The organism is Nocardia sp. NPDC127579, from assembly GCF_042672005.1.
Taxonomy (GTDB): Bacteria; Actinomycetota; Actinomycetes; order Mycobacteriales; family Mycobacteriaceae; genus Nocardia.
Genome location: NZ_JBHXVZ010000001.1, coordinates 174,493 through 194,523 on the forward strand (window position 1 = coordinate 174,493; position 20,031 = coordinate 194,523).

The window sequence follows — 20,031 nt, forward strand, 5'->3', positions numbered from 1 at the left end:
GGCAACAAGTGAGTAGCGTAAGTGAACTCACTCGTTTACGCTACTGACATGACGGAGTGGCGGCCTACGGCGTGCATCCTGTGCGAATGCAACTGCGGGATTCAGGTGTTGGTGAGCGCGGAGGGGGCGTTCGAGAAGATCCGGGGGGACAAGGAGCATCCGGCTTCGGCGGGGTATACGTGCAACAAAGCGTTGCGGCTGGATCATTATCAGAATGGGCGGGGCGGGCGGGTTACCGCGCCGCTGCGGCGGCGGGCGGATGGGGAGTTCGAGGAAATCGACTGGGGGACGGCGATTTCGGAGATCTCGGCGCGGATGCGGGAGATCGGGCTGCGGTACGGGGGTGAATCGATCTTCTATTACGGCGGGGGTGGGCAGGGGAATCATCTGGGCGGGGCGTATGCACCGGCGACGATGGCGGCGTACGGGATGAAGTACCGGTCCAGTGCGCTGGCGCAGGAGAAGACCGGTGACTTCTGGGTCGGGGCGCGGATGGCCGGGCATCCGGTACGAGCCGATGTCGAGCATGCCGAGGTGGCATTCTTCATCGGCAAGAATCCCTATCAGTCACATGGGTTTCCGCGAGCGCGCACGGTCCTGAAGGAAATCGCGCGCGATCCGGCACGTTCGATGATCGTGCTGGATCCGGTGCGCACCGAGACCGCCGAACTGGCCGACTTCCACCTGCAACTGCGGCCGGGCACCGATGTGTACCTGCTGGCGGCGATGGCCGCGATTCTGGTGCGCGACAACCTGATCGACGAACCGTGGCTGGCCGAACACGCCGACGGCGTCGCCGAGGTGCTCACGGTGCTGCGGGCGGTACCGATCGAAAAGTACTGCGCCATCGCCGATGTCGACCTGGAGCTGGTGACAGCGGCCACCCGGCGGCTGGCCGCCGCGACATCGGTCGCGGCACTGGAAGATCTCGGCGTGCAGATGAACCGGTACTCCACCGTGGTCAGCTACGTCGAGAAACTGGTCTGGCTGCTGACCGGCAATCTCGGCAAACCCGGCACCCAGTACGCGTTCACCGGACTGGCCGCGCTCGGCCACGATCGCGGCCATCCGGCGGGCGAAGGGCCGCGCAGCCCGGTCGCGGGCGCGCCGATCATCAGCGGACTGGTGCCCTGCAATGTGATCACCGAGGAGATACTCACCGATCACCCGGACCGCTACCGGGCGATGCTGATCGAGAGCAGCAATCCCGCGCACTCCCTGGCCGATTCGGCGCGCATGCGCGAAGCATTGCGGTCCCTGGAGCTGGTGCTGGTCATCGATGTGGCGATGACCGAGACCGCCCGGCTGGCCGACTATGTCCTGCCGGTACCCACCCAGTACGAGAAGTTCGAGGCCACGTTCTTCAATTTCGACTTCCCGCGCAATATCTTCCACCTCCGGCACCCGGTACTGTCCGCACCGCCGGGCGTGCTGCCCGAGCCGGAAATCCATGCTCGCCTGGTGGAGGCCGCCGGTGCGCTCGGCGAGGACGATTACGCGCCGCTACGCGCCGCCCTCGCCCAGGGCCGGGAAGCGTTCGCGCTGGCTTTCCTCGGCGTGCTCGCCGATCCGCGACGCGCGAAACTCGCTCCGGTACTGCTGTATCGCACGCTCGGCCCGACGTTGCCGGACGGCGCGGCCGCGGCGGCCCTACTCTGGGCGGCGGCCTACAACTGTGTGCGCAAGTTCCCCGACAGCGTCGAACGCGCCGGTTACGGCACCGGCCCGGGTGCGGGCGAGCGCCTCTTCGAGGCGATCCTCTCGGGCAAGCACGGCATCGTGATCACCGAGGACGACTTCGAGGTGACCTGGAGCCGATTGCGCGGCAACAAGATTCAGCTACACCTGGCCGATCTGCTGGAGGTGGTGGCGACCCTGCCCGAGCCCGCCGCCGAGCCCGGCGAATGGCCGTTCGTGCTCTCGGCGGGTGAGCGGCGCGCATTCACCGCCAATACCATCGTGCGCGATCCGGCCTGGCGCAAGCGCGACAGCACAGGCACGCTGCGCATGAGCAGCACCGACGCCGCGCGCCTCGGCCTGAACCCGGGCGACCTGGTCCGCGTCACCACCCGCCGGGGCAGCACGCAGGTCCCGGTCGAGCCCACCGACCGGATGCGCCCGGGCCATCTGGCGCTGCCCAACGGTTTCGGGCTCACGGTCACCGATCCGACCGGCGGTGCCGTCACCACAGGCGCGGCGCCCAATGAGCTCACCGAGTTCGATTCCCGCGACGAATGGGTGGGCACCCCGTGGCACAAGTATGTGCCCGCCCGCCTGGATACCGTGAGTGCATGAAACGGACGACGTTCGCCGACTGGCCCTGCACCGTGGCGCGCACGGTGGATCTCATCGGCGACTGGTGGACGCCGCTGGTGCTGCGCGAGGCGTTCTACGGCGCCCGGCGCTTCGAGCAGTTCGAACGGGTACTCGGCCTGAGCCGGAATGTGCTGAGCCAGCGCCTGAACCGGCTCACCGAGGAGGGCCTGCTGGAGCGGGTGCGCTACCAGGACCGCCCGCCGCGCGACGAATATCACCTCACCGACAAGGGCCGGGATTTCTTCCCGGTCGTCGTCGCCATGATGCGCTGGGGTGATCGCTGGCTGGCTCCCGACGGCCCGCCGGTGGTACTGCACCACGAGACCTGCGATCACGACACCCATGCCGAGGTGGTGTGCGCGCACTGCCGTGAACCGCTGCGCCACCGTGAGGTATCGGTCGAGCTCGGGCCCGGTTTCCCGGACCGGCTCCGTGCGGCCGCGCTGGCCACCGGGCGGTTCGGCGAACTCGACTGATCGCACCTGCCGTCACCTCGGAAACGAAGGTTCACTCACCCGATGCCGGGCGGCCTGGAAAATGTTGCAGCCGTGAACCTTCAGTGATTAAGTTTGCTGGACCCACTGGCGAGGGGGCAGCGTGTGCCCGGGAGTAGGCAAGACATTCGGTGATCGGCAGTAGTTTGTCCCGCATAACCCCGGCATATCTGAGCCGGACCGTCGGTGTCCGGACCCGGCTACTGGCGATTGTCCTGATTCCCAGCGTGGCGCTGCTGGCCACGGGCATCACCGGCGCCACCTACCTGGTGCAGGACGGCCGCGAGGCGAAGCGATTCGCCGAACTGACCAGAGACATCTCCGGCCCATCGATCATGATGGTCGAATCCTTCCAACAGGAGCGCCGGATCTCGCTGCTGCATCTGGCCGGAGACGACACCGCGGCGCCCCATCTACCCGCCGCGCGCAAACAATCCGATCAGGCGCTGGTCGCGGTCATGGCGGTGGGTGCGGCGATCTCCGAATCGCTGCCGCATGTCGCCGGTGACATCGCCGGCTTCAACGAGCTGTACGAGGTATTGCCGTCGCTACGGGCCGGTATCGACGGCCGCCGAGTGCCCGCGCCGGAGGCATTCACGGCCTTCAGCACGATCATCCGAGTGGTCTCGCGTGGCTGGCTGCTGGCGGCCCAGATCGCGCCGGACGCGAAGGTCGCGGTGGGGCTGTACAAGTCGCTGCACGCCCTGCGCGCGTCCGAGGCCGTGGCCCGCACCGCGAGCCTGGGCTCGGTCGCGCTGCTGACCGAGGAGCTGTCCCCGCAGACCCTGTCCGAGCTCGGCGACTACATCGGCGATGGTCGCGGCGAGGTCACCTATATCGGGGCGATCACGACCGGCGCGCACCACGAGCAGTGGAAACGGCTGACCGACGGACCGGAGTGGCAGCGTGTCGTCGCGATGGAGAACGCGCTGCTCGAGCGCGGGCCGGTGCCCGCCGTCGACAAGCGCCGGTCCACCGCGGTCGAACTGCCGATGGATGTCACCGAATGGCAGCTCGCCGCGGATCAGGTCCGCACCGACCTGCTACAGATGTGGAAAGACCAGAGCACCGACGCGCAGACCGCCGCGACCGAATCCGGCGATCGCATCTCCCGCAATTCGATGCTCGGTGGCGCGGCTGTGCTCGCGGTCGCCCTGCTCGCGCTGCTCGCGACGGTATTGCTGTCCAACCGGTTCGTCCGCCGGATGAAGCGGCTGCGCCGGGACACACTCGAATTGGCCGACGAGCGCCTGCCCGAGACCATCCGCCGGCTCAGCGACGGCGGCACGGCGGCGGACACCGACGATCGCACCCGGCTGGACTTCGGCGCCGATGAGATCGGCCAGGTGGCGGATGCTTTCAACCGTGCGCACCACTCCGCGGTGTCGGCCGCGGTCGCCGAGTCCAAGACCCGCGCGGGCGTGAACGCGGTATTCCTCAATATCGCCCATCGCAGCCAGGTGGTGGTACACCGCCAGCTGGTGCTGCTGGATCAGGCCGAACGCGAGGAGGAGAACCCGGAACGCCTGGATCTGCTGTTCCAGCTCGATCACCTGGCCACCCGTGCCCGCCGCAATGCCGAGAACCTGATCATTCTCGGCGGCGAGCAGCCGGGCCGGAAGTGGCGCAATCCGATCCCGCTGGTCGACGTGGTCCGCGGTGCGGTCGCTGAGAGCCTGGACTACACCCGGATCCAGATCGGCCAGTTGCCGCAGACGCAGATCACCGGCGCCGCGGTCGCCGACATGATCCATCTGCTGGCCGAGCTGGCCGACAACGCCACCGCGTACTCACCGCCGGAGGCGAAGGTGGAGATCACCGGCAATCTGGTGGGCCGCGGTGTGGCGATCGAGATCTCCGATCAGGGGCTCGGCATGTCGGTGTCGGAGTTCGGCGAGCGCAACACCCTGCTGGCCAATCCCCCGGACTTCAGTGTCGCGGCGCTGTCCAGCGATGCCCGTCTCGGCCTGTTCGTGGTCGCCAAACTAGCTGCGCGACACGGTATCTCGGTGCGGCTGGCGGAATCCGACTACGGCGGCGTGAAGGCGATCGTGCTGGTTCCGGTGTCCTTGACCACCAGCGAGCTCGAAGCCGCGCCCGCGACCAGCCGACCGGCTCTGACCGGCGGGGCCGAGTACGCCCTCACCGGTCAGGTCGCCGCGGTCGGCAAGTCCGGAGGGTTCGACGCGTTCGGCACGGGCGGCGTGATCGGCGGTGGAGCCGAGATCCCGGTCCGCACCAGCGGTCTCGCCCGCTCCGAGGCGTACGGACAGAACAGCGCCTTCGAGCAGCGAGAGCCGGCCCCGAACCACCATCCGCCGACCGGATTCGGCAGGTCCGAGAGCGCGCGGCATGCCGAAAGTTTCGGGCAGCCGGCCGATTCCGGGCGGCCGAAGGACCCCGACCCCACCGCACTGAACCTGCCTCCGGTCGGGAATCCGGCGCAGACCACGGGGCGCCACGAGAAGCCGGATCTGCCCCGGCGGCGCCGCACCACCGGCCCCGCCACTGCGGCGCTACCCGAACCCGAGCCCGCAGCGCGCCAGCGCACGGCCGACGAGGCGCGAAACCTGATGTCGGCCATCGAGAACGGCACCCGGCAGGGCCGCATGAACCGCGTCGACGCCGACCAGAATCCCAGCGATCCCGATGTCCACGAAGGGCGGTGGTGACGTTGACCGCGTCACGCAATCTCGACTGGTTACTCGATGACCTCCTACAGCGGCTGCCCGATGTCCGCGACGCGGTCGTGCTGTCCACCGACGGCCTGCTGCTGGGCAAGAGCAGCTCGATGGACCGCTCCGACGCCGAGCGATTCTGCGCCATGGCCTCCACCCTGCACGGTGTAGCCCGCAGCGCCGGCACGCATTTCGACGCGGGCGGCGTCTGCCAGACGGTGGTGGAGCTGGATCGCGCCGTACTGTTCATCACCGCCGCCGGCGCCAATGCCTGTCTGGCCGTTCTGACCTCGGAGACCGCCAGCCTGGGCATGGTGGCCTACGAGATGAACCAGACCGTGCAGCGAGTCGGCGGTCACCTGTCGGTCGATCCCCGCCCGAACGGCCTCGACCAGGTGGGTTCGGGGCAGTCATGAGCGGGCCGAGGGAATCCTGGTACGACGACGAGGCCGGGCCGGTCGTCCGGCTGTTCGCGGTCACCCGCGGCCGGTCGGCCACGCGCCGCACCGATATCGACATGCTCACGCTGGTGGCCACCTCCGAGTTCGGAGTGCTGCGCCGCCATGAGCCCGAATACGCCCAGATCGTGCGCCTGGCCCGGGAGCCGCAGTCGGTGGCCGAGCTGGCCGCGCGGCTGCGGCTGCCGATGACCGCCACCAAGATTCTGGTGGGCGATCTGATCGGCGACGGGGTGCTGGATTTCCGGGTACCGCTGTCGAATTCCGGAAATGGTTCGGGCACCGGCGATATCGCGATGCTGCGGGCGCTACGCGATGGAATCCGTGCGCTCTGACAACTACCAAGTTATTTAACATTCTCCTAACCGAAGTTTCGACTGAGCCGTCGGCGACTATCGATTCGCGGGAATACGACCAGGTTGCGTGAATCCCGAAGCTGTTGCACGAGTGCATATTCAGTGATTAGGTGTTCACGACTCACAAAGCGAGGGGGCCGCCGTGCCCAGAAGTAGGCAAGTACATCGGTGATCGGTAGTAAATTCCCCCGCCTTCGGACCACGCGCACGGTCGGCGTCCGCGCCCGGCTGCTCCTCATCGTGCTGATCCCGAGTCTGGCGCTGTTGGCCACCGGCATCGGTGGCGCCACCTACCTGGTGCAGAGCGGACGCAAGGCGAACCGGTTCGCCGAATTGGCCAGCGGGACAACCGCTCCGGCGATCATGATGGTGGAGGCCTTCCAGGAGGAACGCCGCATCTCACTGCTGCACCTGGCCGGGGACAACACCGCCGCACCCAACCTGCCCGCCTCGCGCAAACAGTCCGATCTGGCGCTGGCGGCGGTCGCCGCCCAGGGCGCGGCCGTCTCGGAGCTGCGACCGGACCTCGCCAGCGATATCGACGGCTACAACGAGCTGTACAAGCAGCTGCCCGGCCTGCGCGCGGGCATCGACGCCCGCGCACTGCCCGCCCCGCAGGTCTTCGCGGTGTTCAGTCAGATCATCCAGGTCATCACACTGGCATCGCTGCTGGCCGCGGAGGTCGCGCCGGACGCCGAGGTCGCGGTCGAGCTGTACAAGGCCGTGCATGCCCTGCGCGCCGCCGAGGCGGTCTCGCGCACCAGCAGCCTCGGATCCGTCTCGCTGCTCAGCGAGGAGCTGACACCGGAGACGCTGGCCGAGCTCAGCGGCTACATCGGCGACGGCCGCGGCGAAATCACCTATGTCGGCGCGGTACTCACCGGCGCGCGGCTCGAACAGTGGAAGAAGCTGACCGGCGGCGCGGACTGGCAGCGCGTGATCGCCATGGAAGACGCTCTGCTGCAACGCGGCCCGGTCACCGCCGCCGACAACCGCAAATCCACGGTGCCGGAACTGCCGATGGACGTCGTGGAATGGCAGCGGGCCGCGGGCACGGTGCGCACCGACCTGCTTCAGCTGTGGGAGGACCAGAGCGCGGACGCACACGTCGCCGCGACCGCATCCGGCGACCGTATCTCCCGCAACTCGATTCTCGGCGGCGCGGGGATCTTCTCGCTCGCCCTGCTGGCCTTCCTCGCGGCCGCGCTGCTGGCCAACCGGTTCATCGGCCGGATGAAGCGGCTGCGCCGCGACACCCTGGTACTCGCCGACGAACGCCTGCCGGAAACCATTCGCCAGCTCAGCAGCGGTCACGCCGTCGCCGACGGCGAAGTCGCACAGCTGGATTACGGCACCGACGAGATCGGCCAGGTCGCCGACGCGTTCAACCGCGCGCACAGCGCCGCCGTCGCCGCGGCGGTCGCCGAATCCCAGACCCGGGCCGGCGTCAACGCCGTCTTCCTGAATATCGCGCATCGCAGCCAGGTGGTGGTGCACCGCCAGCTCGGCCTGCTGGACCAGGCCGAACGCGAGGAAGAGACCCCCGAACGGCTGGACCTGCTCTTCGAACTCGATCACCTGGCCACCCGTGCCCGCCGCAATGCCGAGAACCTGATCATCCTCGGCGGCGAACAGCCCGGCCGCCGCTGGCGCAACCCGGTGCCGCTGATCGACGTGATCCGCGGCGCGGTGGCCGAAAGCCAGGACTACACCCGCATCCACATCGGCCGTCTGCCCGAGAACCAGATCACCGGCGCCGCGGTGGCCGACGTCATCCATCTGCTGGCCGAGCTGGCCGACAACGCCACCGCGTACTCGCCGCCGGAGTCGCGGGTCGAGATCACCGGAAACCTGGTCGGCCGGGGCACGGCCCTGGAGATCTCCGACCAGGGGCTCGGCATGACCGCCGAGGATCTCGCGCAGCGCAACGCCGTGCTGGCCGACCCGCCGGACTTCAGTGTCGCCGCGCTCTCCGGGGATGCCCGGCTCGGGCTCTTCGTGGTCGCGAAACTGGCCGTCCGCCACGGCATCTCGGTGCGGCTGACGGATTCGGACTACGGCGGCATCAAGGCGATCGTGCTGATTCCGGCCGAACTCACCGCGCCGGACGTGCTGGCCGCGCCGCGGGGCTTCCAAGGTCTCGGCTCCCTGACGCCCGTGGAATCCTTCGACCGGCCCGCCGGCATCACCGCTACGCCGGAAGCTCCGGCCGCCGCGGCCGAGCGGCCCGGTTTGCCGCGGCGGCAGCGCACGACCGACACCTATCCTGGGAACTCATGAACGATCCGCGCGAATCCTGGTACGACGACGAAGCCGGACCCGTCGTCCGGCTGTTCGCGCTCACGCGCGGTCGATCCGGTAGCGCGCGGACCGATGTCAATATGCTCACGCTGGTGGTCACCTCGCCCATGGGCCGGTTGCGCCGCCACGAACCCGAATACGCGGCGATCCAGCATCTGGCCCGCACACCGCAGTCGGTGGCCGAGATCGCCGCGCATCTGCGACTGCCGATGACGACCACCAAGATCCTGGTCGGTGACCTCATCGGCGATGGCGTGCTGGATTTCCGCGCACCGGTGGCGACGCCCGAAACCGGGGTCGGCACCAGCGATATCACCATGTTGCGGGCGCTGCTGAAGGGAATCCAGTCGCTCTGAAGCCCGGTCCGGGATCCGGCCGGGTTGGACCGGATCCCGATCGCGTGCGCGTCAGTTCAGGCGGGAGACCAAGCGTTTCGCGTTCATGTACGCGATCGCCTCGATCGACACCATCGGGTTCACACCCGAGGCGGTCGGGAAGCAGGACGCGTCCGCGACCACGATATTGGGCACCTCCCAGGTCGCGCCGTCGGGATCGGTGGCCGAGATCTCGGCGGAACCGCCCATGCGCGCCGAGCCCATGATGTGCAGCGCGCCCATATTGCACCGGCCGGGACCGTATCCGGCGGCCTGTGCGGCGGCGGCGAATTCGGCGTGTGTACCGCGCACGCCCGGCTGATAGGACACGCCCGCCTGATGCCCGGTGTAGATCCGGTTCGCCCCCGCGGCTTCGAGAATCTCGGCGGCGCCGCTGACTCCGGCGTGCATGTGCGCGGCGTCGCGCGCGGACATGGTGTACTTGACGATCGCCTCGCCGGCTTTGTCGACGGTCACGCTGCCGTGGTCACGGTCGCGGGTGATGACGCCGACGGCCATGCTGTTGCGCAGGTTCAGCACGGTGTCGCGATGCTCGGTGGCACCGCGCCAGCCCATGAAGCCCATCAGCAGCGCCGGGTGCAGCGGGCCGGTCTCGTAGATGACGCCGTACCCGGCACCGTCCAGATCGCGGTGCTCGCGCGAGATACGGGCCTGGAGCCCGCCCTCCCAGGGCCGCACCTCCTCGTCGAAACCGCCGAACACCACCGTGGCCGGGTGCAGCCGCAGGTAGTCGCCGATGTTCTTGTTGCGCAGGCCCGAACGACGCAGCAGCGCCGGAGTCTGGATGGCCCCGGCGGATACCACCACCGCGCGGGCGCGCACCGTCAGCTCCGCGCCGGACGCGGTGATCGCGTGCACGCCTTCGGCTTTGCCGTGCTTGACCTCGATCCGGCGCACGTCCGCGCCGACCACCAGGCGCGCACCCTTGCCCTCGGCATCGGCGAGCCAGGTCTTGGTGACGGACTGCTTGGCGCCCAGGCGGCAGCCGTAGCCGCAACGGCCGCATTCCACGGCGGCATCGCAGGCGTCGGAAACGTTGCGGGGCAACGTTCCCAGATCCCAGCCCAGCTTCTGCACGCCGCGCTCGAGCACACCGTCGCGGCCCGACAGGGGGGATTTGTCGTAGGTGACTCCGAGCCGCTGCTCGACGACGTCCAGCGCGGCGCCGTACTCGTCCTCGGCGAATTGCGCGGCGCCCAGGCCCGCCCATTCGGCCCGCACATCATCGGGGGTACGCAGCGAGGTGCTCCAGTTGACCACCGTGCCGCCACCCAGGCAGCTGCCCGCGACCAGACCGAGCTGACCTTCGGCGGTGGCCGCCGGTCCGGCCGCGTACAGGTTCGCCAGCGCGTCGAGTTCGCCGTCGCCGAAGTCGCCGTCGTCGTAGTACTCACCGCGTTCCAGCACAACGACATTCAGCCCCGCTTCGGCCAGCACGGCAGCCGCCGCGCCACCGCCCGCGCCGGACCCAACGATCACGACATCGCAGTCCAGTTCGGTGTTCTCGGTGTACCGCAGTGGCGTCAGCGCGGGTTTCGGTGCGCTGTCCAGCTTTCCGGGCGGGCCGGGGTAATCCATGGCCTGCCACAACGGATTACGTCCCGTCGGGCCGGGGGTTCCGTAGTAGCCGAGCAGCGTCGCCTGCTTGAGCGCGGAGAAGATGGCGCGCTTGGGCGCCAGGCCGGAATCGCCGAGCTTCAACAGGAATCGCTCGCGCTCGGCCTGATCGCGGGCCGAGAAGCGGCGCAGGCCGGCGCCCGCGAGCAGGCTCATGAGCGGCGAATCCCACAGGCCCAGTAGGGTGGTGAGCTGCTTGCCCTCCTCCGGTCGCGGATTGCGGGCCAGCAGTTGCAGTACCGCGTCCGGCACGCCGAGTTCGCCCGCGGACGGCAGGCCCTGCCCGTCACCGGGGGCGAAGGTGTCGCAGATCAGCTCCAGGGCCGCCCGCTGGCGTGCCGTCAGTTCCATGGTCTCTCCAAACCGCGTGCGTAGCACCAGAATGGCGGCTCACATAGTGCCGCCGATCAGGGACCCTACTCGGGCTCGATTGATCCTGCCAGCCAACGGAATGCAAAGATCACGGGCTTACTTGTCGGTAATGGACCGCACCTGCTTCTCGTATTCGGCCCGGGTCGCGGTGTCGGCCGGATGCAGCGCGCGGTCACCGTCGAAGAGGCGGCGCACCAGTCGCACGGCGGACTCCGGCGCGGCGGCCAGCGCGAGGTCGACCGGACCGAGATAGTTCGGCACGGTCACCTCGGCGCGGCGACTGTCACAGGTGGCCACGACGGCGGCGGCCACGTCCTGCGGATCCACGGTCGGCATGCCCTTGCCCAGCGCCATCCCCGAGGACAGGCGGGTGCGCACCGCCGACGGGAGCACCGCGCTGACACTGACACCGTGCTCGGCGAACTCCAAACGCGTTGCGGCAGAGAGACCGACGGCCGCGAACTTGCTTGCGTTGTAGACGGCCAGCCCGGGCACCGGGATCTTGCCCGCCAGCGAGGCCACATTGACAACGTGGCCGTGGCCGCGCGCGATCATGCCCGGCACCGCCGCCCGCATGCCGTGGATCAGACCCCACACATTGATATCCATGGTGGCGTGCCCGACGGCTTCCGGTTCGTCGAGGAAGGCTCCGGCCGGCATCACGCCCGCGTTGTTGACCAGGATGTCGACCCCGCCCAGCTCGGCCAGCACCCGATCCCACTGCTCGCGGACGCGCACATCGAGTTCGTAGGCGCGAGCGCCGATCTCGGCCGCGGCCGCCGTGGCCGCGGCGGTGTCGACATCGGCGATCACGACATCGGCGCCGCGGTCGGCGAACAGATGCGCGGTGGCCTGCCCGATGCCGCGGCCGCCGCCGGTGATCAGCACCCGGGCCTGCTTCAGGTCGATGGCGGGGTAGCCGTGGCCGAAGATCTTCATGCGATAGCTCCTTGCGGAATGGAACCGGCCGAGTGGGCGCGGTGCGACTCGAGCTCGGCCCGAATGCTGTGCAGACTGTGCCGGAAGGTGTCCGAACGGCGGCTGCCGTCCATGAAATTGGGGCCCATCACCGCCAGATCCGCGGCGGTGGCGCCGAGCAACAGCACCTCGGTGCCCGCCGCGCGCAGACCGGCGATCTCGGCGGCGAGCTTGGCGCTCATGCGGTTTCGCAACTGCCGCTCCAGCAGGTGGCCGGGGCTGGTGGCGGGCACCCGCTCGGCCGAGGCCATCGGCGCGAGCACGATCAGTTCGTCCAGGTCCTGTGCCGCGAGCAGGTCCACCGAGGCGGTCGATCCCGCGCCGCCGTCGATGTATCGTCGCCCGCCGATGGTGACCGGCGGCAGCCAACCGGGAACCGCCCACGAGGCGCGTAGCGCCGCACCGAGCGACGCGGCCGGAGCGTGCGGCGCACCGAACGGAACCCGCTGTCCGGTGGCGTAATCCATGCTCACCAGCCAGGTGGCGGGATGCGGTACCCAGGCGCGGCCGGGATTCAGCCGATCGGCCAGGCGCTGCAACCAGTCGGCATCGCCGCCGCCGACCGGCAGTAGGCCGCTGCCCGCGGTGAGCAGCCGCTGCCCCGACGGTGCCCGCAGCGGCAGCAGCGGCGCACCCAGGCGCGGCCGCGGCAGCGGCGGGAATGTTCCCGGGCCGCACCGCAGATGCGCGGCCAGCACCGGATGCGTACTGCGGCCCTGCTGCATGGCGACGAGTTCGTCGACGGAGACGCCGCTGCCGAGCATGGTCACGTACTCCGCGCCCGCCGAGGTGCCGATCAGGATGTCCGCCTCGCGCGGATCCCAGTCCAGTACATCACGCACGGCGGCCAGCGCCGCGACGATCCAGGCGGCCCCGAGCGTGCCGCCGCAGCCGATGGCCAGACCACGCCGGTGTGGACTGTTTCTGTTACCCATGACTTCAGACACTAACAGAATTCAAATACCCACGGTATCCGGAATCTGCGAGTACGTAGACTCTGGGCATGGCCCGACTGACCCGCACCGAAAGCCAGGCGCGCACCCGCGCCGATCTGGTCGCGACGGCGCGAGACCTGTTCCTGACCGAGGGCTACGCGCGCACCAGCCTGGAACGAGTCGCCGAGGCCGCCGGGTACTCCAAAGGCGCGGTGTACTCCAACTTCCGCACCAAGAAGCAGCTGTGCCTGGAGGTCCTCGACCTCATTCACGAAACCAAATTCGGCGAGGTGACCGCACTGATCAGCACGGCGGACAGCCTGGAGAGCCGGCTCGGCAGACTCCAGGAATGGGCCGAGCGCACCCTCGGTGACGTCGGCTGGACCCTGCTGGAATTCGAGTTCGCGACCGTCGCCCGCGACGATCCGGATCTCCAGGCCGCGCTGGTCTCCAGTCTGAGCGCGGTGCGCGGCGCCGTCGCCGCACAATTGCAGACCCTCGCCGACTCGCTGGGCCTGGAACTGCCCATGCCCGCCGAGGACGCGGCCACCTCGGTGCTGAGCCTGGGCCTGGGGCTGGGCATCCAGCGGGCCATCGATCCGAGCATCTCGGCCAGGCTGATCACCGACGCCGTGCGCCTGCTGGTCAGCCTCGGGACGCCCGCTCGGGCCTGATCAGACCGAATAGTGCAGCGTCCACTCGCCGCGATAGTGCAGGCGGGTGACATGCCCCGGCGGAATATCGATGCGCCAGAACGACTTCGGCGGTGCGTCCAGCGTGACCAGCAGCGCGGCCCGGATCACAGCCGGATGGGTGACCGCGACGGTGGACATCCCCTCCGAGGCGATCTCGGCCATCCAGAACCGGGTCCGCTCGATCACCTCGCACACCGATTCGCCGCCGTGTCCCTTGAACGCGGGATCGGTGAGCCAGGCGTAGAGCTCGTCCTGCGCGACCGACATCAGCTCGCCGCCCCGCCAGGCTCCCGCGTCCAGATCGCGCAGGCGATCGTCCTCGTCGCCGGGCAAGCCCATGAGGGCGGCGGTCTCCACCGTCCGCCGTTCCGGTCCGGTCAGCACCCGCGCCGCCGTCAGCCGGGTGGTGGCGGAGATGGCGCGGCGGCCGGCCGCGGTCAGGGATTCATCGACTGGAAAACGTGCCTTTCGCATCGCCTCGGTCATGCCATGGCTGACCAGGTCGAGTCTGAGCACCTTTTGCACCCCTGGAAGCGTACGGCTAGCGGCTACCTGTCGGTGGCCGGGTGCAAACTGAGGTACATGGCCCCGTTCACCACCGCCGCGTTCTCCCCGGCGACCCGAGCCTGGTTCGACGGCGCGTTTCCCGCGCCGACGTCCGCGCAGCTCGGCGCCTGGCAGGCGATCGCGGCCGGGGAGCACACGCTGGTGGTGGCGCCGACCGGCTCCGGCAAGACGCTGTCGGCGTTCCTCTGGGCGATCGATCGGCTCGCCGGTCGCACCGAGCCGGTGCCGGGCACCTCGGTGCTGTACGTCTCGCCGCTCAAGGCACTCGCGGTGGATGTGGAGCGGAATCTGCGGGCGCCGCTGGTCGGGGTGACCCAGACCGCGAAGCGGCTCGGTCTCGATCCGCCGGAGATCACCGTGGGCGTGCGCTCGGGCGACACCAGCTCGGCCGATCGGCGCGCCATGCAGCGCACACCGCCCGACATTCTCATCACCACGCCCGAATCGCTGTTCCTCATGCTCACCTCGGCGGCGCGGGAGACGCTGCGCACGGTCGGCACCGTGATCGTCGACGAGGTGCACGCCATCGCCGGCGGCAAGCGCGGTGCGCACCTGGCCCTCTCGCTGGCCCGGCTGGACGAGCTGGCGGAGCGGCCCGCGCAACGGGTCGGGCTGTCGGCGACGGTGCGGCCACCGGAGGAGATCGGGCGATTCCTGGCCGGGAACGCGCCCATCACCATCGTGAATCCGCCTGCGCCGAAAACCTTCGACCTCTCTGTACGGGTACCGGTCCCGGACATGGCCCACCCGTCGCCCGACCACCACCCCTCATCGAATCGCTCCGCGATGCTGCGGCAACTCGGCGACGGGGACCAACCAGGTTCGATCTGGCCACACGTGGACGAATCGATCGTGGATCTGGTGCTCGAGCACCGGTCCTCGATCGTGTTCGCCAACTCGCGGCGACTGGCCGAACGGCTCACCGCCCGCCTGAACGAGGCGTATGCCGAGCGGCTCGGTGAGCCGGTCCCACTCGAGCACGCCCCGCCCGCGCAGCTCGGCGCCTCCACCGAGGTGATCCACGGCGCAGGCCCGCTGCTCGCGCGCGCACACCACGGATCGGTGAGCAAGGAGCAGCGCGCCCTCATCGAAGACGATCTCAAGAGCGGGCGGCTGCGTTGCGTGGTCGCGACCTCCAGTCTGGAGCTCGGCATCGATATGGGCGCGGTGGATCTCGTGGTGCAGGTGGAGGCGCCGCCGTCGGTGGCCAGCGGCTTGCAGCGGGTCGGACGCGCCGGGCACCAGGTCGGCGAGATCTCGCGCGGCGTCCTGTTTCCCAAGCATCGCACCGACGTCGTGCACTGCGCCGTCGCCGCGCAGCGCATGCTCACCGGGCAGATCGAAGAGCTGCGCATTCCCGCGCATCCGCTCGATATCCTGGCCCAGCAGACAGTCGCCGCGTGCGCGCTGGAACCGATCGATGTCGACACCTGGTTCGATACGGTGCGCGGTACCGGCAGCTATGCCGCACTTCCCCGCTCCGCCTACGAATCGGTGCTCGACCTGCTTGCCGGGCGCTACCCCTCCGACGAATTCGCCGAACTGCGACCGCGATTGGTGTGGGATCGGGACGCGGGCACGCTCACCGGGCGGCCCGGCGCCCAGCGGCTCGCGGTCACCTCCGGCGGCGCCATCCCCGACCGCGGCATGTTCGCCGTGTACATGGTGGGCGAAGCAGCATTACCGGGTCGCTCCGCAGGCTCCGCTCCGGGCTCCCGCGTAGGCGAACTCGACGAGGAGATGGTGTACGAGTCCCGGGTCGGCGATGTCTTCGCCCTGGGGGCCACCAGCTGGCGGATCGAGGAGATCACCTTCGACCGGGTGCTGGTCACCCCGGCGTTCGGGCAACCCGGCCGACTGCCGTTCTGGCATGGTGACGGGCTCGGGCGGCCCGCCGAATTGGGCGGGGCCCTGGGCGAATTCGTGCGCAAGGCCGGGAAGTCGGGCGATACGGGCGCGGCCGAGGAACTGGTGCGCACCGCCGGGCTGAACGACAACGCCACCGCGAACCTGTTTGCACTGCTGGACGAACAGCGCACCGCCACCGGTCAGCTGCCCACCGACAAGACACTGGTGGTGGAACGGTTCCGGGACGAACTCGGCGACTGGCGGCTGGTGCTGCACTCGCCCTACGGACTGCCGGTGCACGCGCCGTGGGCGCTGGCCATCGGCGCCCGGCTGCGCGAGCGATTCGGCGTGGACGCCGCCCCGAACGCCTCCGACGACGGGATCGTGGTGCGCCTGCCCGACACCACCGATGATCCGCCCGGGGCGGAACTGTTCGTCTTCGCCCCCGACGAGATCGACGAGATCGTCACCGAACAGGTAGGCGGCTCAGCGCTTTTCGCCTCCCGGTTCCGCGAGTGCGCGGCCCGAGCCCTGCTGCTGCCCCGCCGCGACCCCGGTAAGCGGGCGCCGCTGTGGCAGCAGCGCCAGCGCTCGGCACAGCTGCTGGATGTGGCGCGCAAGTTTCCCGACTTCCCGATCCTGCTGGAGACGGTGCGCGAATGCCTGCGCGACGTCTACGATCTGCCCGCGCTGGGCGAGCTGCTGGGCCGGGTGGCGCGGCGGCAGCTGCGCCTGGTCGAGGTCGAGACCGCGACGCCGTCGCCGTTCGCCAGCGCCCTGCTGTTCGATTACATCGGCCAGTTCATGTACGACGGGGACAGTCCGCTGGCCGAACGTCGCGCCGCCGCCCTGTCCCTGGATTCCAGCCTGCTCGCCGAACTCCTCGGCCGGGTCGAACTGCGTGAGCTGCTCGATGCCGACATCCTCGAGCAGACCGAACGAGAACTCCAGCGTCGCACCCCCGAACGCCGCGCCCGTGACCTGGAGGGCTTGGCGGACCTGCTGCGACTACTGGGCCCGTTGACACCGGCCGAAGCCGGCGCCCGCTGCGTCCTTGAAATCGGGAATCCAGCCGCTTCGCCGTGGTCGGACCAGGGTTCAGCCGCTGAACCGGACCGTCCACCGGTGGCGGAGACACCCACGCGGAACGGCACCACCGACGATGCCGAGATCATCGCCCACACGGGCACCACGGCCGAGGGGTCCGGTGACATTATCGACAGCAAATCCGGCCCCGACCTGGCCATAGCGGGCGCGCATCACGAGTGGTTCGCCGAGTTGCTGAAAGCCCGTCGCGCGCTGGAGGTTTCGTTCGCCGGGCGCACCTGGTGGGTGGCCGTGGAGGACGCGGCCCGGCTGCGGGATGCACTCGGCGTCCCGCTGCCGATCGGTACTCCGGCGGCGTTCATCGAACCGGTCCCCGATCCGCTGGGTGACCTGGTCGGCCGGTACGCGCGCACGCACGCGCCGTTCACCACCGAGGCCGTGGCACAGCGGTTCGGGCTCGGCACGGCGGTGGCCGCGGGAGCGCTGCATCGCCTGGTAGCCGAGAAACGAGTGGTGGAAGGGGAATTCACGCCTGCCGCGAGCGGCTCGGAGTGGTGCGACACGCAGGTGTTGCGGCGACTGCGGCGACGCTCGCTGGCCGCCGCGCGGCACGAGGTCGAGCCGGTGGCCACCGCCGCGTTCGGCCGGTTCCTGCCGTCCTGGCAGCATGTGGGCAGTGGCGAGCTGCGCGGCGTCGACGGCGTCGCCGCGGTGGTGGAACAGCTTGCGGGCGTGCCGATTCCGGCCTCGGCCTGGGAATCGCTGATCCTGCCCGTGCGGGTGCGCGACTACTCCCCCGCCATGTTGGACGAGCTGATGGCCACCGGCGAGGTGATCTGGTCCGGGCACGGCTCCATCACCGCCAAGGACGGCTGGATCGCACTGCACCTGGCCGACCAGGCGCCGTTCACCCTGGCACCGCCCGACCAGATCGAGCTCACCGAAACCCAGCTGCGACTGCTCAGCGCACTCGGCGCTTCGATACCGGCGTGGACTCCGCTCACCGAGCCGCCCGCACCACCGGGCCCGATCTCGCTGGACGCACCGGAACCCGGCCGAGGCACCGCGCCCGCGGCGGACGGTTCCGATCGAGCCGCAGTGGGCCGGGGAGCAGCGCGCGACGGTGGAGCACTGAACCTGCCGCCGGTGTTGCAGGGTGGCGGGGCGTACTTCTTCCGGCAGCTCTCCGATGCCACGGGTTTGCTCGATGACGCCACGGTGGCTGCGGCGCTGTGGGAGCTGGTGTGGGCCGGCGTGGTCGCCGGTGACACCTTCGCGCCGGTGCGCGCCCTGCTGTCCGGGACCACCCGCACCAGCACGGCGCACCGCACCCCGCGGCGCACGCCCCGCGGCCGCGCGTATCTGCCGCGGCAGACGCTGCCGACCCGCTCCGGTCCCCCCGCGGTGGCCGGACGCTGGTCGCTGCTGCCCGAACGCGTCGCGGACAACACCGTGCGCGCCCACGCTACCGCCGACATGCTGCTGGAGCGTTACGGGGTGCTGACCCGCGGATCGGTCCAGAACGAAGGCGTGCCGGGCGGTTTCGCGCTGATGTATCGGGTGCTGACCGAGTTCGAGGACCGAGGGCGCTGCCGCCGCGGCTATTTCGTCGACTCGCTCGGCGGCGCGCAGTTCTCCACCACCGACGTGGTCGACCGGCTGCGCTCCTTCGACACCGACCGAATCCGTCCGGCCGACGGCGGACAGCGGGCACCACAGGCACTGGCGCTGGCCGCCTGCGATCCGGCCAACCCCTACGGCGCGGCGCTGCCCTGGCCCAAGGGGGACGGCGCAAGCGGCCACCGCCCGGGCCGCAAAGCGGGCGCGCTGGTGGTCCTGCTGGACGGTGATCTGGTCCTGTACCTGGAGCGCGGCGGCAAGACCCTGCTCACCTTCAGCGAGGATCCGGACGCCCGCCAGGCCGCGGCGACCGCGCTGGCCGGGCTGGTCCGCACCCGCCGGGTCGATGCCCTGGTGATCGACAAGGTCGATGGTGAAACCGTGCACGGCAATACCTTCGCCACCTTCCTCACCGCCGCGGGCTTCTCCGCGACCCCGCGCGGGCTGCGGCTACGCGGTCAGCCGTGAGCCCGCCACGGGTACGGTCGTGCCATGCCTGAAGGCGATGCCGTATTCCTGACCGCCCACCGGCTGCGGCTGGCGCTGGCCGGGAAGACCTTGGTGCGCAGCGATTTCCGGGTACCCGGATACGCCACGGTCGACCTGGCGGGCGAGCTGATCGAGGAGGTCGGCAGCTACGGCAAGCATCTGTTCATCCGCACCCCGCGAGCGAGTATCCACACCCACCTGAAAATGGAGGGCGTCTGGCGCACCTACTGCACCGGCGAGCGGTGGACTCGGCCGCGTGTGCAGGCTCGGGTGGTCCTGGGCACCGACGACACCGAGGCCGTCGGATTCGCACTCGGCACGGTGGAGGTGCTACCCCGCGTCGAGGAGCACACCGTCATCGACCATCTCGGCCCGGATCTGCTGGGCCCGAACTGGGATGCCGCCGAGGCGGTGCGGCGGCTGGCCACACATCCCGAGCAGCCGATCGGGGTGGCCCTGCTGGATCAGCGCAATCTCGCGGGCATCGGCAACATCTACCGCAGCGAGGTGTGCTTTCTGCGCAAGGTGCATCCGGCCACCCCGGTCGCCGCGGTGCCCGATCTGCTCGCGCTGGTCAACGAGGCGCACCGGGTACTGGGCAAGGCCGCGCACGAGCCACCGTGGCGGCAGTTGGTGTACGGCAAGCAGCGGCGGCCCTGCCCACGCTGCGGCACCACCCTGCTCGTGCGCCTGCTCGGCGATTCCGATCCCGCCGACCGGATCACCCAGCGCGAGCGCGGTATCTATTTCTGCCCCCGCTGTCAGCCGGAGCCCGTGGGCTGAGTCCGGATCGCCGCAGCGTGCGATGCGATTTGCCATTGCATTGCTAACATCGGGCCGCCGCGTCCCGACAGCATCTGTGCCT

The 20,031-nt window shown here is 69.7% G+C and carries 14 protein-coding genes; 10 read left to right on the top strand and 4 right to left on the bottom strand.

Annotated features, from left to right (window positions below; all coding sequences use genetic code 11):
• Positions 1–48 precede the first annotated feature (48 nt).
• From ACFVMC_RS00910 to ACFVMC_RS00940, 7 genes are all read left to right on the top strand, one after another.
• On the top strand, positions 49–2,295 hold the full coding sequence (locus ACFVMC_RS00910) for a molybdopterin-dependent oxidoreductase (protein ID WP_379205728.1): 2,247 nt from the start codon (positions 49–51) through the stop codon (positions 2,293–2,295).
• Complete coding sequence (locus ACFVMC_RS00915; RefSeq protein WP_379205729.1) at positions 2,292–2,792, top strand: winged helix-turn-helix transcriptional regulator; 501 nt, start codon at positions 2,292–2,294, stop codon at positions 2,790–2,792. The genes ACFVMC_RS00910 and ACFVMC_RS00915 overlap by 4 nt, the downstream gene beginning before the upstream one ends.
• A 164-nt stretch (positions 2,793–2,956) precedes the next feature.
• Positions 2,957–5,482 carry a nitrate- and nitrite sensing domain-containing protein gene (locus ACFVMC_RS00920; protein ID WP_379205730.1) on the top strand — a complete coding sequence of 842 codons (2,526 nt, stop codon included), beginning with the start codon at positions 2,957–2,959 and terminating at the stop codon, positions 5,480–5,482.
• Positions 5,479–5,904: a roadblock/LC7 domain-containing protein gene (locus ACFVMC_RS00925; protein WP_379205731.1), complete on the top strand. Its 426-nt coding sequence runs from the start codon at positions 5,479–5,481 to the stop codon at positions 5,902–5,904. The genes ACFVMC_RS00920 and ACFVMC_RS00925 overlap by 4 nt, the downstream gene beginning before the upstream one ends.
• Positions 5,901–6,281 (top strand): DUF742 domain-containing protein, encoded by a 381-nt coding sequence (locus tag ACFVMC_RS00930; RefSeq protein WP_379205732.1) that lies wholly within the window; start codon positions 5,901–5,903, stop codon positions 6,279–6,281. Before ACFVMC_RS00925 ends, ACFVMC_RS00930 begins: the two co-directional genes overlap by 4 nt.
• Before the next feature lie 189 nt (positions 6,282–6,470).
• Complete coding sequence (locus tag ACFVMC_RS00935) at positions 6,471–8,582, top strand: nitrate- and nitrite sensing domain-containing protein (RefSeq protein ID WP_379205733.1); 2,112 nt, start codon at positions 6,471–6,473, stop codon at positions 8,580–8,582.
• Entirely contained in the window at positions 8,579–8,959 is a 381-nt protein-coding gene (locus ACFVMC_RS00940; protein ID WP_379205734.1) for a DUF742 domain-containing protein, read from the top strand. The genes ACFVMC_RS00935 and ACFVMC_RS00940 overlap by 4 nt, the downstream gene beginning before the upstream one ends.
• A gap of 51 nt (positions 8,960–9,010) precedes the next feature.
• Here ACFVMC_RS00940 and ACFVMC_RS00945 read toward each other — a convergent pair whose 3' ends face one another.
• The 3 genes from ACFVMC_RS00945 to ACFVMC_RS00955 form a co-directional block, all read right to left on the bottom strand.
• A complete protein-coding gene (locus tag ACFVMC_RS00945) occupies positions 9,011–10,966 on the bottom strand; it encodes a GMC family oxidoreductase N-terminal domain-containing protein (RefSeq protein ID WP_379205735.1) in 1,956 nt (651 codons plus the stop codon).
• Between the two features lie 117 nt (positions 10,967–11,083).
• On the bottom strand, positions 11,084–11,926 hold the full coding sequence (locus tag ACFVMC_RS00950) for an SDR family oxidoreductase (RefSeq protein WP_379205736.1): 843 nt from the start codon (positions 11,924–11,926) through the stop codon (positions 11,084–11,086).
• The gene (locus ACFVMC_RS00955) at positions 11,923–12,900 is read right to left on the bottom strand and encodes a patatin-like phospholipase family protein (RefSeq protein WP_379205737.1); all 978 of its coding nucleotides are present in this window, start codon (positions 12,898–12,900) and stop codon (positions 11,923–11,925) included. The genes ACFVMC_RS00950 and ACFVMC_RS00955 overlap by 4 nt, the downstream gene beginning before the upstream one ends.
• Before the next feature lie 68 nt (positions 12,901–12,968).
• Here ACFVMC_RS00955 and ACFVMC_RS00960 point away from each other — a divergent pair, with 68 nt between their 5' ends.
• Positions 12,969–13,574, top strand: a complete 606-nt coding sequence (locus ACFVMC_RS00960) for a TetR/AcrR family transcriptional regulator (RefSeq protein WP_379205738.1) — start codon at positions 12,969–12,971, stop codon at positions 13,572–13,574.
• On the opposite strand, the gene ACFVMC_RS00965 is transcribed toward ACFVMC_RS00960, so the two are convergent.
• Entirely contained in the window at positions 13,575–14,120 is a 546-nt protein-coding gene (locus tag ACFVMC_RS00965; protein ID WP_379205739.1) for a histidine phosphatase family protein, read from the bottom strand.
• 57 nt (positions 14,121–14,177) lie between these two features.
• Here ACFVMC_RS00965 and ACFVMC_RS00970 point away from each other — a divergent pair, with 57 nt between their 5' ends.
• Complete coding sequence (locus ACFVMC_RS00970) at positions 14,178–19,145, top strand: DEAD/DEAH box helicase (protein ID WP_379205740.1); 4,968 nt, start codon at positions 14,178–14,180, stop codon at positions 19,143–19,145.
• A 24-nt stretch (positions 19,146–19,169) separates the two neighbouring features.
• Positions 19,170–19,949, top strand: a complete 780-nt coding sequence (locus ACFVMC_RS00975; protein WP_379205741.1) for a DNA-formamidopyrimidine glycosylase family protein — start codon at positions 19,170–19,172, stop codon at positions 19,947–19,949.
• Positions 19,950–20,031 lie beyond the last annotated feature (82 nt).

Coding starts and splice junctions, on each gene's coding strand:
- ACFVMC_RS00915 (WP_379205729.1), top strand. CDS start 2,292: ATGAAACGGACGACGTTCGCCGACTGGCCCTGCACCGTGGCGCGCACG.
- ACFVMC_RS00970 (WP_379205740.1), top strand. CDS start 14,178: ATGGCCCCGTTCACCACCGCCGCGTTCTCCCCGGCGACCCGAGCCTGG.
- ACFVMC_RS00960 (WP_379205738.1), top strand. CDS start 12,969: ATGGCCCGACTGACCCGCACCGAAAGCCAGGCGCGCACCCGCGCCGAT.
- ACFVMC_RS00975 (WP_379205741.1), top strand. CDS start 19,170: ATGCCTGAAGGCGATGCCGTATTCCTGACCGCCCACCGGCTGCGGCTG.
- ACFVMC_RS00910 (WP_379205728.1), top strand. CDS start 49: ATGACGGAGTGGCGGCCTACGGCGTGCATCCTGTGCGAATGCAACTGC.
- ACFVMC_RS00930 (WP_379205732.1), top strand. CDS start 5,901: ATGAGCGGGCCGAGGGAATCCTGGTACGACGACGAGGCCGGGCCGGTC.
- ACFVMC_RS00950 (WP_379205736.1), bottom strand. CDS start 11,926: ATGAAGATCTTCGGCCACGGCTACCCCGCCATCGACCTGAAGCAGGCC.
- ACFVMC_RS00940 (WP_379205734.1), top strand. CDS start 8,579: ATGAACGATCCGCGCGAATCCTGGTACGACGACGAAGCCGGACCCGTC.
- ACFVMC_RS00945 (WP_379205735.1), bottom strand. CDS start 10,966: ATGGAACTGACGGCACGCCAGCGGGCGGCCCTGGAGCTGATCTGCGAC.
- ACFVMC_RS00955 (WP_379205737.1), bottom strand. CDS start 12,900: ATGGGTAACAGAAACAGTCCACACCGGCGTGGTCTGGCCATCGGCTGC.